General features: G+C 67.6%; 15 protein-coding genes. 10 read left to right on the forward strand and 5 right to left on the reverse strand.

Annotation, left to right across the window (positions count from 1 at the left end; all coding sequences use genetic code 11):
• Positions 1–72: 72 nt before the first annotated feature.
• Both purQ and purS read right to left on the reverse strand, forming a co-directional pair.
• Positions 73–777: a phosphoribosylformylglycinamidine synthase subunit PurQ gene (gene purQ, locus BJ960_RS01705; protein ID WP_185986002.1), complete on the reverse strand. Its 705-nt coding sequence runs from the start codon at positions 775–777 to the stop codon at positions 73–75.
• Positions 777–1,043: a phosphoribosylformylglycinamidine synthase subunit PurS gene (gene purS / locus BJ960_RS01710; RefSeq protein WP_121073857.1), complete on the reverse strand. Its 267-nt coding sequence runs from the start codon at positions 1,041–1,043 to the stop codon at positions 777–779. Before purS ends, purQ begins: the two co-directional genes overlap by 1 nt.
• A 116-nt stretch (positions 1,044–1,159) precedes the next feature.
• Here purS and BJ960_RS01715 point away from each other — a divergent pair, with 116 nt between their 5' ends.
• Positions 1,160–2,182 carry a nitronate monooxygenase gene (locus BJ960_RS01715; RefSeq protein ID WP_185986003.1) on the forward strand — a complete coding sequence of 341 codons (1,023 nt, stop codon included), beginning with the start codon at positions 1,160–1,162 and terminating at the stop codon, positions 2,180–2,182.
• A 61-nt stretch (positions 2,183–2,243) separates the two neighbouring features.
• Here the strand turns inward: BJ960_RS01715 and BJ960_RS01720 are convergent, their stop codons facing one another.
• Positions 2,244–3,170: a phosphoribosylaminoimidazolesuccinocarboxamide synthase gene (locus BJ960_RS01720; protein WP_185986004.1), complete on the reverse strand. Its 927-nt coding sequence runs from the start codon at positions 3,168–3,170 to the stop codon at positions 2,244–2,246.
• Between the two features lie 113 nt (positions 3,171–3,283).
• Here BJ960_RS01720 and BJ960_RS01725 point away from each other — a divergent pair, with 113 nt between their 5' ends.
• On the forward strand, positions 3,284–4,210 hold the full coding sequence (locus BJ960_RS01725; RefSeq protein WP_185986005.1) for an SRPBCC family protein: 927 nt from the start codon (positions 3,284–3,286) through the stop codon (positions 4,208–4,210).
• A 252-nt stretch (positions 4,211–4,462) separates the two neighbouring features.
• Here the strand turns inward: BJ960_RS01725 and purD are convergent, their stop codons facing one another.
• Positions 4,463–5,725 (reverse strand): phosphoribosylamine--glycine ligase, encoded by a 1,263-nt coding sequence (gene purD / locus BJ960_RS01730; RefSeq protein WP_185986006.1) that lies wholly within the window; start codon positions 5,723–5,725, stop codon positions 4,463–4,465.
• 22 nt (positions 5,726–5,747) lie between these two features.
• On the opposite strand from purD, the gene BJ960_RS01735 reads away from it, so the two are divergent.
• The 4 genes from BJ960_RS01735 to tatA all read left to right on the forward strand — a co-directional run bounded on the left by BJ960_RS01735 (position 5,748) and on the right by tatA (position 7,224).
• Entirely contained in the window at positions 5,748–6,113 is a 366-nt protein-coding gene (locus BJ960_RS01735; RefSeq protein WP_185986007.1) for a sterol carrier family protein, read from the forward strand.
• 79 nt (positions 6,114–6,192) lie between these two features.
• Positions 6,193–6,609, forward strand: a complete 417-nt coding sequence (locus BJ960_RS01740; RefSeq protein WP_185986008.1) for a hypothetical protein — start codon at positions 6,193–6,195, stop codon at positions 6,607–6,609.
• A gap of 52 nt (positions 6,610–6,661) precedes the next feature.
• Positions 6,662–6,871, forward strand: a complete 210-nt coding sequence (locus BJ960_RS01745; RefSeq protein ID WP_121073836.1) for a Sec-independent protein translocase subunit TatA/TatB — start codon at positions 6,662–6,664, stop codon at positions 6,869–6,871.
• A gap of 140 nt (positions 6,872–7,011) precedes the next feature.
• Positions 7,012–7,224: a twin-arginine translocase TatA/TatE family subunit gene (gene tatA / locus BJ960_RS01750; RefSeq protein ID WP_121073834.1), complete on the forward strand. Its 213-nt coding sequence runs from the start codon at positions 7,012–7,014 to the stop codon at positions 7,222–7,224.
• A gap of 66 nt (positions 7,225–7,290) precedes the next feature.
• Here the strand turns inward: tatA and BJ960_RS01755 are convergent, their stop codons facing one another.
• Positions 7,291–8,451, reverse strand: coding sequence for a helix-turn-helix domain-containing protein (locus BJ960_RS01755; protein ID WP_185986009.1), 1,161 nt, complete (start codon positions 8,449–8,451; stop codon positions 7,291–7,293).
• Between the two features lie 169 nt (positions 8,452–8,620).
• Here BJ960_RS01755 and BJ960_RS01760 point away from each other — a divergent pair, with 169 nt between their 5' ends.
• The 4 genes from BJ960_RS01760 to BJ960_RS01775 are packed head-to-tail and all read left to right on the forward strand — an operon-like array spanning position 8,621 to position 13,617.
• Complete coding sequence (locus tag BJ960_RS01760) at positions 8,621–9,964, forward strand: MFS transporter (protein ID WP_237463732.1); 1,344 nt, start codon at positions 8,621–8,623, stop codon at positions 9,962–9,964.
• A complete protein-coding gene (locus tag BJ960_RS01765; RefSeq protein ID WP_185986011.1) occupies positions 9,964–11,190 on the forward strand; it encodes a thiolase family protein in 1,227 nt (408 codons plus the stop codon). Before BJ960_RS01760 ends, BJ960_RS01765 begins: the two co-directional genes overlap by 1 nt.
• A gap of 2 nt (positions 11,191–11,192) precedes the next feature.
• Positions 11,193–12,827 carry a class I adenylate-forming enzyme family protein gene (locus BJ960_RS01770; protein WP_185986012.1) on the forward strand — a complete coding sequence of 545 codons (1,635 nt, stop codon included), beginning with the start codon at positions 11,193–11,195 and terminating at the stop codon, positions 12,825–12,827.
• Complete coding sequence (locus BJ960_RS01775; protein ID WP_185986013.1) at positions 12,814–13,617, forward strand: SDR family NAD(P)-dependent oxidoreductase; 804 nt, start codon at positions 12,814–12,816, stop codon at positions 13,615–13,617. Before BJ960_RS01770 ends, BJ960_RS01775 begins: the two co-directional genes overlap by 14 nt.
• Positions 13,618–13,643: the final 26 nt, after the last annotated feature.

Raw genomic sequence — 13,643 nt, forward strand, 5'->3', positions numbered from 1 at the left:
GAAACAGCACGGGGCGGGTGGAACCGAAGTTCCACCCGCCCTGTGCACAGCGGGAGCCCGTGCCGGGTAGCGTTAGACGCGCGCCGCGATGGCGTTCAGTGCGCTCTCGAAGAACGCGAGGCCGTCAACGCCCGAGCGCATCGCCGCCGAGGTATCGGGCCCAAAGCCAGCCTCGATCGCGTGTTCGGGGTGCGGCATGAGGCCGACAACGTTGCCGCGCTCGTTGGTGAGGCCGGCGATGTCGTTCAGCGAACCGTTCGGGTTGATTCCCGCGTAGCGGAACGCGACGAGGCCGTCGCCCTCGAGCTGCTTCAGCGACTCGTCGCTCGCGATGTAGCCGCCGTCGCCGTTCTTCAGGGGAATGACGATCTCCTGGCCCTGTGTGAACGAGCTGGTCCAGGCAGTCGACGCGTTCTCAACGACGAGGCGCTGATCGCGACGGATGAACTGCTGGTGCGCGTTGCGGATCAGGCCGCCGGGCAGCAGGTGCGCCTCGACGAGCATCTGGAAGCCGTTGCAGATGCCGAGCACGGGCATGCCCTTGCCAGCGGCGTCGATGACCTCGGTCATGATCGGGGCGAGAGCCGCGATCGCGCCGGGGCGCAGGTAATCGCCGTAGCTGAAGCCGCCCGGGAGGATGATCGCGTCAACATCCTGCAGGTCGTGGTCAGCGTGCCAGAGCGCGACGGGCTCGGCGCCGACGAGGCGAACGGCGCGCTGCGCGTCCCGGTCGTCGAGGGAGCCCGGGAAGGTGATGACACCGATACGGGTCGCCATTAGCGCGCCTCGACTGCGACGCCGTCGACCGAGATCGCGACGACGTCCTCGATGACCGAGTTCGAAAGAATCTCGTCTGCCATCTGGCGCACCTCGGCGAGCACGTCTTCGGTGACCTCGCCCTGCACGGTCAGCTCGAAGCGCTTTCCGATGCGGACGTTCTCAAACTTGCCGTGACCGAGGCGCTCAAGCGCTCCCGTCGTCGCCTTACCCTGGGGGTCGAGGAGTTCGGCCTTGGGCATGACATCAACAACAATCGTGGGCAAGGAGTGCCTCCAGGTTCGCGAAATAAACGGGATGCGTACCGGACAAGTCTACCCTGGCAGTACACGGCGCGAATGCCCGCGGCCGTCGTCTCTCGCGAACCGTTTGGAGGAGTCACGTGACCACCACTTTCCTGCCCAGCGAACACCCGATTGTCGCCGCGCCGATGGCCGGCGGGGCGACCACGGTCGCGCTCGCGGCTGCTGCGAGCGCGGCCGGCGCGTTCCCGTTCCTCGCGGCGGGGTACAAGACGCCGGAGACGCTGCGCGACGAGATCGCTGCCCTGCGCGGGCGCACGGGGGAGTTCGGCGTGAACCTGTTCGTGCCCGATGGGTCGGAGCGGAACGCGGAGAGGATCGCCGGCTATGCGCGCGCGATCGCGGGCGAGCTCAGTGCGTACGATTTGCGGCCCGCGCCGATCCCGGTGAACGACGATGACGCTTGGGGAGCGAAGCTCGCGCTTCTGCGGGAGGATCCCGTCCCCGTCGTCTCGCTCACGTTCGGGCTGCCGCCAGCGAGTGACATCGCGCTCCTGAAACGGGCGGGCTCGGCGGTCGTCGCGACGGTCACCTCGCCCGCGGAGGCCCGGGAGGCGGAGGACGCTGGCGTCGATGCGCTCATCGTGCAGGGGCCCGGCGCCGGCGGGCATTCGGCGACGTGGGATCCGGATCGAAGGATCGCCGACGGTTCGACCGTCGACGCCCTGGCTGCCGTCGCGGCCGCGTCGCGCCTGCCGCTCGTGGCGGCAGGCGGCGTTGATGGGGCTGACGCCGTGCGTGTGCTCCTCGACGGCGGGGCGACGGCGGTGGCCGTCGGCACGCTGCTGCTACTCACCGACGAGGCCGGCACCTCGGACACGCATCGGCGCGCGCTCGCCTCCGGGGAGTTCGACGAGACCGTCGTGACCCGGGTCTTCACCGGACGCCCGGCGCGCGCGCTCCGCAACGGGTTCATCGACAGGCACGAGCGCGAGGAAGTTACGGCCTACCCCGAGGTGCACCACCTCACCCGCGAACTGCGAGCGCGGGCCGGCGCCGCGGGCGACACCGACAGGCTGCATCTGTGGGCGGGAACCGGCTATCGCGCGGCGCGGGCTGAGCCTGTCGCTCGGACCGTCGCGCGCCTCATCGACGGACTGTAGTCGGCCGCAACGCGCGCGGCTCAGGCCTCTGCGCAGCGGCTGGCGCCGCTGCGGCCGCCTGCTACTGCGCGCTCGGGGCGAACGCGGGCTCCTCGCCCGTCAGCCGCACGTACAGCTCCCGGTAGCGCGCGTACGTCTGCTCGACGATCTCGGCGGGGAGCACGGGCGGTACGCCCTGCTTGTCCCAGTTCGCCGCAAGCCAGTTGCGCACGATCTGCTTGTCGAACGAGGCGAGCCGCTCCGCGCCCGAGAGCGTCTCATCGAAGTACGTCGACGCGTCCCAGTAGCGGGAGGAGTCGCTCGTGAGCACCTCGTCGGCGAGGACGAGCTCGCCGGTGACGGGATCCTTCCCGAACTCGAATTTCGTATCGGCGAGGACCACCCCGCGCTCCGCGGCGAGATCGCGGGCTTCGGTGAAGATCTTGAGGGAGGCATCCCGGAGGGCCTCCGCGACGTCCTGGCCGACAAGCTCAGCCGAGCGCTCGAACGTGATGTTTTCGTCGTGCTCGCCGAACGGGGCCTTGTACGCGGGGGTGTAGATCGGCTCCTCGAGCTGATCGCCGTCGTTCAGCCCTGCAGGCAACTCGATACCGCACACCGCCCCGGTCTGCTGGTACTCGACGAAACCCGAGCCGGTGAGCGCGCCACGCACGACGCACTCGACCGGGTACATCTCCAGCCGGCGGGACACGACCGCACGGTCGGCGACGGCCTCGGGCACGGCCGGGGATCCTTCGCCGATCGCGAGGTGGTTCGCAAGCGGGATCCGCGAGAACCACCAGTTCGACAGTGCCGTGAGCAGCGCGCCCTTCCCGGGGATCGGCGGTTCGAGCACGAAGTCGAACGCGCTCACCCGGTTGCTCGCGACGACGAGCAGGTACGGCGAGGTCGCGGCGTCGGTGCCCTCCGGAACGTAGAGGTCGCGTACCTTCCCTGAGTAGGTGTGTGACCAGCCGGGCAGCGCGAGGGGAGTGGGAAGTACGTTCACGCCCCCATTCTCCCACCTCAATTCGCGTCACCGGGTCACAGTGTTGCTTCCGGCGAGGTGCGTCGCGGTGAGCGCGAATAAGATGAGGGCAAGAGATCTGGAGGGTGAGTGCCATGGCGGTTGTCGGACCGGTGATTGCGCGGATGCGGGCGAAGGCGCCGCGGGAGACCACGTGGCAGTACATCGCCCACCCCGAGCTCAGGGCCGAGTGGTGGCCGGACGTCGAACTCGACGTGGTCTTCGGCGGCGCGGTCGCCGAGCGCTGGACTGCCGAAAGCGGCGAGGCCGCGAGCCGCAACGCCGTCGGCACGGTCGACGTGCTCATCGAGGGCCACGCGCTCGGGTTCCGCTGGCGCGACGGCGACGACCCGCACGAGACCGCGGTGCTCATCACCTTCAGGTCGCAGGGCGACGAGACCGACATCATGGTGACGGAGACGGGGTTCGGTGTCTTCCCTGACGCGTTCGAGCGCACCGCCGACGCCCAGCAGAGCTGGATCGATCTGCTCACCGACTATGTCGCCGCCATTCCCGGCGTCACTAGCGAAGCCGTGGCTATCGGGGACGAGGCGGACGTCTCGGCTGTTCAGGCCATTGCCGATGGTGATGGCGACGCGGAGCCTGCCGAGGACGTGCCCGTCGAAGAGCTTGGCGAAGCCGCTGAGGCTGATTTGGTTGATGCAGCCACTGAGGCCGGCGACGTCGCTGATGCTGGTCGTATGGACGAGGTCGAGGACGCTGCTGAGGGCACCGAGGTAGCTGGGCCTGAAGGGCTCGCTGAGCTCGATGGGGCTGACGAGGCCGACGTCTTGCTTGACGGGGACGACGTCGCTGACGCTGAGGATGCTTCGGAAGCCGAAGCCACTGATGAATCCGAACCAGACGCGGTGTCCGAAATCGAGGCGCTCTTTGAGGCCGAGGAGGCCGAGGAGGCTGAGGAGGCCGAGGACGCCGAGACCGACCCGGCTGACGAGGAGGCCGAGGAGGAAGCGCTCGACTTCGATAGCCTCATCCGCGGTGACCTCGGGGACAAGCCCTAGGCATTCCACTGGCCCGTCGCGCCGGCCCCACCGCAGGCCCCAGGAGATGGGCAATACCGGTGATCCCCGGCGCCGCTCTCCACACCTCCGACCTCATCGAATGCAAAAAGCCGTCCGTATGCCCTCACTCTGAGAGGTCGGGCATACGAACGGCAGATCACATAGGCAACGTGCGCGGTGCGAACATGCGCGGTGCGAACGTGCGCAGTGCGCTTGAGTGGGCCGCCCATGCGCCGGACAGCTCCGGGGCGACTAGGCCACGCGCTCCGCGATGTCGGTGCGGAACTGGCCGCCCTCGAGATCGATCTCGTTCATCGCGGAGTAGGCACGCGCCCGCGCCTCGGCGAAGTTCTGCCCGCGCGACACGACGCCGAGCACGCGCCCGCCCGTCGCGACCCAACCACCGGATGGGGTGCGCGCGGTCGCAGCGTGCACGAGGTGCACCCCGGTGACGGCCTCAGCGGCCTCCAGACCCGTGATCTCCCGGCCCGTCGCGACGTCGCCTGGGTAGCCCTCGCTCGCAAGCACGACGATCATTGCCGGCTCCTCGGAGAACTCGGGGGCCGGGAGCGAGGCGAGGTCGCCCTGTGCCGCAGCGAGCAGGTAGGAGCTCAGCGGCGACTCGAGCCGGGCGAGCACGACCTGCGTCTCGGGGTCGCCGAAGCGCGCGTTGAACTCGATGACCTTAACGCCCTTGGACGTGACGATGAGGCCGCAATACAGCAACCCGATGAACGGGGTGCCCTCAGCTTCAAGCTGTCGCACCGTCGGAATGGCGACGTCGTGCTTGATCTCCTCGATGAATGCCTCAGTGCCGCCTGGCAGCCACGGCAGCGGCGAGTATGCACCCATGCCGCCGGTGTTCGGTCCCTGATCGCCGTCGAAGATGCGCTTGTAGTCCTGCGCTGGGGTGAGCGCGACGACGTCGTGGCCGTCCGCGAAGAAGAAGAGTGAGACCTCCTGGCCGTCGAGGAACTCCTCGACAAGCACCTCGCCGTGCGGGGCCCAGGTCGCGATGTGGTCGATCGCGGCGTCGCGGTCCTCGGTGACGAGCACGCCCTTGCCTGCAGCGAGGCCGTCCGCCTTCACGACGTACGGGGCGCCGAACTCGTCGAGCACGGCGCCGGCCTCGGCCGCGTTCGCAACCTTCGCCGCGCGACCGGTGGGGACGCCAGCCTCGTCCATGATGCGCTTCGCGAACGCCTTCGAACCCTCGAGCTGGGCGGCGTCGGCGTTCGGACCGAACACGGGGACGCCGCCGGCACGCAGCGGGTCGGCGACGCCAGCAACGAGTGGCGCTTCGGGGCCGACAATCACGAGGTCGAATCCGCGGTCGGAGACGAACTTCGTGACGGCGTCGGGGTCGGTGAAGGCGAGATCGACGGTCTCAACGCCGCTCGCGGCGATGCCAGCGTTACCTGGCGCGCAGACGATGCTGTGCTCAGCGTCTTCGGAGAGCAGGGACAGGACGATGGCGTGTTCGCGGGCACCCGGCCCCAGGACGAGAATCTTCACCCCTCAAGGATAGTCTGGGCAGATGGCCAGACGCAGGATCCAAGCGGCAGACGGGCTCGCCGCGCTCGCCGCCGTCGAAGCGGGAAGCACCGAACGCGCCGACATCGCGACGTCGGTGCGCTTCCTCCTTGAGGAACTCGCCGAGCTCGCGCCCGGCAAGTCCGTCGAGGTGCGGGTGCCGCCGTTTGGCGCGGTGCAGTGCGTTGGGGGGCTCACGCACACGCGGGGGACACCGCCGAACGTCATCGAGATGGATGCGGAAACCTGGATCGGGATCGCGACGGGCCGACTCGCCTGGGACGAGGCGCTCGAGACGGCGCGTGTGCTCGCGTCGGGCTCACGCGCGAACCTCGAGGGGCTGCTCCCCATCGTTCGACGGCGCGCCTGAGCGCTGCACGCGGCGCGCGTGCCCGGCCCGGGTTTCGGCTCCGACGAAACCCACACACGAAACCTGAGAGAATAGCCCCATGTCAAGCGAAACTCAGCAGTCTGTCGAACTCCAGCGATCGGTCCGCATTGGCCGGCTGTTGATCGTCGGCGCAATCGCTGGCGCGCTCGTTGGCGCGCTCGTCACGACGTTCTACAAGGTGCCGGAGGGGGCCCTGTACTCGCTCGGCCAAATTGCCGGCTTCATGCTGATCATCGGCGGCGCGGCCGGGCTCATGCTGGGTGGGCTGCTCGCCCTGATCCTGAGCGCCATCGCGAAGCGGAAGCGCGGTACTGCCGTGCTTGAGCACACCGTCGTCGTTGGCGAGGGGCTCGAGCCTGTGGCCGACGATGCGACGCCGACTGACGGCACCGTAGCCGATACCCCGCGCGACGATGTTCCTGCGGAACCGCGTGCCCCGCAGGCTGTCGAAAAAACTGAGGAAGAACGCGGCTGACGCGCAGCACTCTGTGCAATAATCAGCCAGTTCGTATTGAAAGGGGCTCGTCATGATTCAAGGACTGAGCGGACCGCACCTCATTGCCATCGTCTTCATTATCGTGCTGCTGTTCGGCGCACCGAAGCTGCCCGCGCTCGCGAAGAGCCTCGGCCAGTCGGCAAAGATCCTGAAGCGCGAGGTATCGAGCGACGACCCCGTGGACGGCGAGACTCAGCCGTCCGAGCCCACGAAGCCGAGCGGCTCCGCCGGCGCGAACTGATATCGCGCGCGGCTCGGCCCGGGCGGCGGCTGCCAGGGGTCGGCTCCGCCACCACCGGCTTTCCCAGGGTTCTTCGCGCGGCAAACCGTGAACTGCGGTAGTTTTGTTGGAAGCGTTGAACAGCGAGGAGTGCGTTAATCATGATCGGCAACATGGGTGGTCCCACCCTCATCGTCATTGTCTTTATTGTGCTGCTGTTGTTTGGCGCGCCCAAGCTGCCCGCGCTCGCGAAGAGCCTTGGCCAGTCGATGAAGATCCTGAAGAAGGAAGTCCGCTCGGACGACGACACGACGAGCAAAACGGACGACGCCCCCAAGGGCGATGACCCCGACGCTCCGAAGAAGAGCGAATAGCGCACTTCCCCCAGACATTTGAAGCCGCCGTGTTCATCGCGAACACGGCGGCTTCGTCGTTTCCGCTCAGACGACCCGCTGGTCCTCGGATCCTCCAGCGACGGCGAGCGCCCAGGCAACCTCGACCAGCGTGTCGAACTCGCCGAGCGAGGACTCCGTCAGCTCTTCGAATTTCTGCATCCGGTACCGCAGCGTGTTCGGGTGCACCGGCAGGCTCTTCGCTGCGGCGTCCACGCGAAGTCCGTGCCCGATGAAGGCGCGGATCGAGTCGAGGATGAGCGCGCCGAACTCACCTTCTGCGAGCACAGGTTCGATGTAACTGCGACGGAGAAACTCGTTGAGGGACGGCGAGGCTGGCACACCGATCCGCCAGCTTAGGTCGGCGAGCGTGTTCCGCCCCTGTCGGCCCAAGAGCTCGGCTGCCGCTTGCAGCTGCTGCGCAAGCCTGTGCGACTCTGGGAGCGTGTGCCAGTCGCCGAGTGAGCCCTCGGAGTAGCTGATGGTGTCGGGCAGCGTCTGATCGGCCGGAAGGTAGCCGGCGGCTCGACCCTGGTCGAGGTAGAGCGTGTCGGGCAGCGGTGCGCTCAGGGGCACGGGGAGCGGTCCAGTGACGACCGCCCGGATGGGCCCTGCTTCCGAGAGGCGCGCACCCGCGGCACGGTGCTCAGCATCGGTGAGATCTCCCGCGAGCAGTCGCCTGATCCACTGCTCCTGCTCCTGCTTCCGCGCGACCTCATCGGCGATCTGGATCTCCCGGTAGGCAAGCGAGATCCTGGCCGAGAAGGTGTCACCGAGATCCCAAAGCAACGTCGACGCGCGAAGCGCGATCTGGGGGTCAAGCCCGCGCTCGCTTGTTCGCGCAATGACGCGGCTCTGGATCTCTCGAAGTGACTCGCGAAACCCTCCCATGATGTCGGTGATCGACAGTCCCTGAGCCAGCCGCTGGTGGGTCGACAGCGCGGCCTCCCAGATCTGCTCGGGCGGGGGGATGACGCCCGACCGCAGCGTCTGGATTGCGAGCGCGCGATTGCGGCCGACCGCCTCGATGAGATCTGCGCTCGGCACGCTCGCGTACGCGGGAAACTGCGCCCTGCCGCGGTCGATGACGGCATCCGCGATGGATTCGTCCCGCGCGAGCTCGTCGAGGATCGCGTCGAACCGCGCAGCGGTGGCCGCGCTGATGGCGGTGTGGGCTGCTGGGCCCGCGGGAAGGTCTGGCGTGGTCATCGGCACCCTCGATCCTCGTTGGAAAAAAGCATGGCCAGAGGCAAAATCTCTTGGAATTCTAGCCATTGCTTGGAAGTTTCGACAACGTCAGACTCGATTCCGAGTGAAGCGTACAGCCACGAGGGCCGCCACCCGGCAGGTGCTCCCGGCTACAACAAGGAGGTTGGCGTTGACCGCACACACAGAATCATTGGTGCCCAGTCAGGGCAGGAACACAGCAGCCGTCTCGGGGCCGAGGCCGCTCAACGGTCCGAAGCAGCTGCTCGCTGCGTCCGTCGGGAACGCCGTCGAATGGTTCGACTGGTACATCTACTCGATCCTGGCCATCTACTTCTCGACGCAGTTCTTCCCTGCCGACGCTGAGAGCAGCCTGGTGCCGCTCCTGGGCACCATGGCGGTCTTCGCCGTCGGATTCTTCGCGCGGCCACTCGGCGGGTTGCTCATCGGCTACCTCGCCGACAGGTTCGGACGCAAACGGATTCTCGTGCTGACGGTGCTCGGCATGGGCGCTGGCTCGCTCATGATTGCGTTCTCGCCGACCTACGCGCAGATCGGTGTGTTCGCACCGCTCATCCTCGTCGTCGCCCGACTCGTGCAGGGGCTGTCCGCGGGCGGTGAGTACGCTGCGAGCTCGGCGTTGCTCGTCGAATCCGCCCCGACCGGCAAGCGCGGGTTCTATTCGAGCTTCTTCTACATCAGCGCGACCTCGGCGAACCTGCTTGCGATCGGCATTGCCGCGCTCCTCACGCAGTTGCTGCCCGCTGAAGACATGCGATCGTGGGGGTGGCGTATCCCGTTTGTCGTCGGCGCGGTCGCGGCGCTCATCGCGCTGTGGGTCCGTTCGCACGCCGCGGAGACGCTCCACGAGGACCAGATTGCCGCAGCCTCTGCGAGTCGCGGCACGGCGGAGCGGGTCAGGCTGTTCTCGTTCCTCAAGCATCACCCGAAGAGCGTGTTCTTCGTATTCGGCATGACCGCGTCTTCGGCGATCGTGTTCTACATCTGGACGGGCTTTCTTCCGACGTACGCCAATATCGCTGTCGGTTTCGACGTCACACAGGGCCTGTCAGCAAGCCTCATTTCGCTCACGTGGTTCCTGGTGTTGCAGCCCGTGATGGGCGCGCTGTCGGACCGGTTCGGCAGGAAGCCATTCCTCATCGCGTTCGGTGTCTTCTTTACCGTTGCCACGGTGCCGTTGCTGGGCTCCCTCAACGATTCCTTCGCAAGCTTCCTCGCGGTGCAGCTCCTTGGCGTGACGTTCATCGCAGCCGCGACCTCGATCGTTCAGGCCGTCTTCAGCGAGTTGTTCCCGCGCACGTTGCGTTCGGCCGGGATTGGGTTCCCGTACGCGGTCTCCGTCGCCCTCTTCGGCGGCACCGCGCCGTACGTCGCGACGTGGATGGCCTCGCAGGGCAACATCGGTGGCTTCGCCTGGTACGTCGCCGGCATCAGCCTGGTCTCGCTCATCATCATGTGCTTTGTCCCTGAAACCTACAAGAAGGAGCTCGACTAATGGTGCTTGCCCCAGTGTGGATCGCCGGCGCGGGGATGACCCCGTTCGGCATCCACCGTGATCTGACCGTCAAACAGCTCACCGCGCAGGCTGTGCGCGAGGCGCTCGCCGACGCCTCAGCGACGACCGCGGACGTTGAGGCCGTGTTCTTTGCGAACACGACACAGTCGCCGCTTGAGGGGCAACATATGGTGCCGGGGCAGATCGCCGTGCGCGAGCTTGGGATCCAGGGCGTTCCGGTTGTGAACGTCGAGAACGCCTGCGCGAGCGGCGCCTCCGCGTTCCACCTGGCTGTGGCCTATGTCCGGTCGGGGGCCGCCGACATTGTGCTCGCCGTGGGGGCGGAAAAGATGAACGTTGAGGATCGGTCACTCGCCATGTCGGTTTTCGACGGCGCCTATGACGTGAGTGCGCCGGAGGAACTCGCGCGCGTGCTGCGAGAGCTCGGCGGGGAAACTGACAGGCCGACCGGCCCGAGCTCGAGCTTCATGGATATCTACGCGGCAATGGCGCGAAGCCACATGGATCGCTACGGCACGACGCAGCGGCAGCTCGCGCTGATTGCGGAGAAGAACCACCGCCACTCGGTGGCGAACCACCGGGCGCACTACCGAAAGCCCATGAGCGTCGACGAAGTACTGGCGGCGCGTGCGCTCGCCTTCCCACTGACGGTGCCGATGTGCGCCCCGATCACGGACGGCGCCGCCGCCGTGATCGTGTGCTCGGAGCGCGGCATGGCTCGCCTCCAGAGCACCTCCGGGGTGCGCGTGCTCGCATCGGCGCTCGCGACCGGGAGCGACCGCGACTTCACGACGTTCGATGGCCATGTCAGTGGGGTCGCCGCTCAGCGCGCCTACGAGCAGGCGGGGCTCGGCCCCGATGACATCGACGTCGCCGAGGTACACGACGCGACGGCGTTCGGCGAGCTGCTGCAGCTCGAGGTGCTGGGACTGTACCGGCCAGGGGAGGCGGCTGCTGCCGGTGAGCGCGGCGCGACGAGCATCGGCGGCGCGCTTCCCGTGAACCCCTCAGGCGGTCTCGTCTCGAAGGGTCATCCGCTCGCCGCAACCGGCCTCGGGCAAATCTTCGAACTTGCAGAACAGCTCAGGGGCCGCGCGGGATCGCGTCAGGTATCGGGCGCGCGCGTCGCGCTCGCTGAGAACGGCGGCGGGTTCCATCGCGGCGAAGAGGCAGTGGCCTCGGTCATCATGTTGGGAGCGCAGTAGTCATGGTCACCGCAGTATCGTTCTTCGACCGCGGCTGGCGGATCAACCCAGACAAGCTCGCCTACGTCTCCGCGGATGAGTCGTGGACGTTTGACGAGGCGCGGCGCATGTCGAATCAGATCGCCCGCAGTCTCGCCGAGCTCGGCATCGCGCAGGGCGGCAAGGTCGGGGTGCTTTCCCCGAACGCGCCTCTCGCCTGGCTGTGCGTGCTTGCCGCGTGGCGTATTGGCGCCGTGTGGGTACCGCTGAACCCCGACCACCCGACGGACGAGACCGCGCAGCTGCTCACACGCTTCGGCGTCGAGGTGCTCATCTACCACCCAGAGCTCGGCGATCAGGTGGCGCAGATTCGCGGTGCGGCACCGGACGTCAAGCATCTGCTGTCGCTCGGGCCGGCCCGCGATGACGTCGCTGACGTCGACCTGACTGCCCGGGCGGCGACGTATCCAGACACCGCGCCTGACTTCGACGTCAGCGCCGATGACGTCGCGGTCATCGCGCCGACGGGCGGCACGACGGGCCTGCCGAAGGGCGTCATGAACACCCACCGCAACGTGTCCGTGATGGTCGCGCACCAGATGCTCGCGCTGCAGTACGGGCAGCACGACAGGCAGGTGAATCTCGCCGCCGCGCCGATGACGCACTCCGCAGGGTTCTCGTCGCTGCAGGCATCAGCGCGCGGCGGGACGACCGTGATCATCCCGCGAGCGTCGACCGATGCTGTGCTCGACGCGATCGAGACGTACGGCGTCACCGAGCTCTTCCTTCCGCCGACCGTTATCTACCGGCTGCTCGATCGTCTTGAAGACGAAGCGCGGGAACTCTCGTCCCTGCGCTATCTGCTGTACGGTGCGGCCCCGATGTCGACGGAGAAGCTCCGGCGCGGCCTCGAGCTGCTCGGGCCTGTGTTTCTCGAGGTTTACGGGCAGATGGAGGCAGTCGCGGCGATCAGTTTCAAGCTCCCGCAGGATCACCTCACTGCGACCGGGGAGATCGCGGACGCCGAACGGCTCGCCTCCTGCGGGCGCCCGGGGCCGCTCATCCAGGTGTCGGTCCGAGACCCGCTCTCGTTCGTGGAGCTGCCCACGGGAGCGACGGGCGAGATCTGCGTGCGCGGCGATCTCGTCATGAAGGGCTACTACGAGGATCCTGAGAAGACCGCCGAGACGATCGTCGACGGCTGGCTTCGCACTGGCGACCTGGGCCACCTCGATGCTTCGGGGTTCCTGTTCATCACCGACAGGTCGAAGGATCTCATCATCTCTGGCGGTTTCAACGTCTACCCGAGCGAGGTCGAACAAGCGCTCTGGGGGCACCCCGCAGTGCTGGACTGCGCAGTGATCGGGGTGCCTCACCCCGATTGGGGCGAGCAGGTCACCGCCATCGTCGAGCTGCAGCCGGGAGGGAGCGCGTCGGAAGCTGAGCTTCGCGCCCACTGCCGAGAGCTCCTCGGAGGGGTGCGCACGCCGAAGCGGGTGTACTTCACCGAGCTGCCGCGGAGCGCGAACGGCAAAGTGCTGAAGAAGGAGCTCCGCAGCACGGGCGAATGGATCGCAGACACGGCCGTGCGCTCCGAGGCCGCAGCCGCTGAGGGCCGCAGCGCGCGGCGGAACGGAGACGCACATGCGAGACCTTGACGGGAAGATCGCGCTCATCATCGGCGCCGGAACCGTCGGCGACGAGATCGGAAACGGGCGGGCGACCGCGCTCCTCATGGCGAGGCACGGCGCGCACGTCGTGTGCGTCGACCGCGACGAGCGCTCCGCGCGCCGCACCGCGGAGATGATCGGCGCCGAGGGCGGGACTGCGGAGAGCTTCGGGGTCGACGCGACCGACGAGGCGGCCGTCGCGGGCCTCGCGGACTCGGTGATTCGCGCGCACGGGCGCATCGACGTGCTCGATAACAACGTCGGGATCAGCCTGCTCGGCGGGGTTACAGAGGCCTCCGCCGAGGACTGGGATCGCGTGCTCGCGGTGAACCTCAGAACCGCTGTCAACGCGATGAAGCATGTCATTCCGCACATGGTCAGGCAGGGCTCGGGAGCAGTCGTGAACATCTCCTCCATCGCCGCGCTGCGGTGGGGTGGAACCGCGTACGCGACCTACTACACATCGAAGGCGGCGCTCACGCACCTCAGCCGGACCACGGCCCTCGAGTTCGCGGCGGCGGGGGTCCGCGTCAATACGGTCTCCCCGGGCCTCATCAAGACGCCGATGGTCGCGAACACCGCCGGCCTCGCGCATGCGTACGGCGCGGAGAGTGTCGAGAAGATGTGGGCCGAACGGGACCGCCAGGTTCCCCTCGGACACATGGGCGAGCCGTGGGACGTTGCCGAGGCCGCGGTCTTTCTCGCGAGCCCGCGCGCGAAGTTCATTACCGGGGCGGACCTGGTTGTCGACGGCGGCATGACCGTTCGCGCCGCCTAGCCTCAGAACGCGAACGGGGTGCCTGG

Source organism: Leucobacter aridicollis, assembly GCF_013409595.1.
Classification (GTDB): Bacteria; Actinomycetota; Actinomycetes; order Actinomycetales; family Microbacteriaceae; genus Leucobacter; species Leucobacter aridicollis.

Excerpts from the sequence above, each read along its gene's own strand:
- BJ960_RS01740 (WP_185986008.1), top strand. The coding sequence starts at position 6,193 with ATGTCAAGCGAAACTCAGCAGTCTGTCGAACTCCAGCGATCGGTCCGC.
- BJ960_RS01745 (WP_121073836.1), top strand. The coding sequence starts at position 6,662 with ATGATTCAAGGACTGAGCGGACCGCACCTCATTGCCATCGTCTTCATT.
- BJ960_RS01765 (WP_185986011.1), top strand. The coding sequence starts at position 9,964 with ATGGTGCTTGCCCCAGTGTGGATCGCCGGCGCGGGGATGACCCCGTTC.
- BJ960_RS01725 (WP_185986005.1), top strand. The coding sequence starts at position 3,284 with ATGGCGGTTGTCGGACCGGTGATTGCGCGGATGCGGGCGAAGGCGCCG.
- BJ960_RS01775 (WP_185986013.1), top strand. The coding sequence starts at position 12,814 with ATGCGAGACCTTGACGGGAAGATCGCGCTCATCATCGGCGCCGGAACC.
- purQ (WP_185986002.1), bottom strand. The coding sequence starts at position 777 with ATGGCGACCCGTATCGGTGTCATCACCTTCCCGGGCTCCCTCGACGAC.
- BJ960_RS01755 (WP_185986009.1), bottom strand. The coding sequence starts at position 8,451 with ATGACCACGCCAGACCTTCCCGCGGGCCCAGCAGCCCACACCGCCATC.
- BJ960_RS01735 (WP_185986007.1), top strand. The coding sequence starts at position 5,748 with ATGGCCAGACGCAGGATCCAAGCGGCAGACGGGCTCGCCGCGCTCGCC.
- BJ960_RS01770 (WP_185986012.1), top strand. The coding sequence starts at position 11,193 with ATGGTCACCGCAGTATCGTTCTTCGACCGCGGCTGGCGGATCAACCCA.
- tatA (WP_121073834.1), top strand. The coding sequence starts at position 7,012 with ATGATCGGCAACATGGGTGGTCCCACCCTCATCGTCATTGTCTTTATT.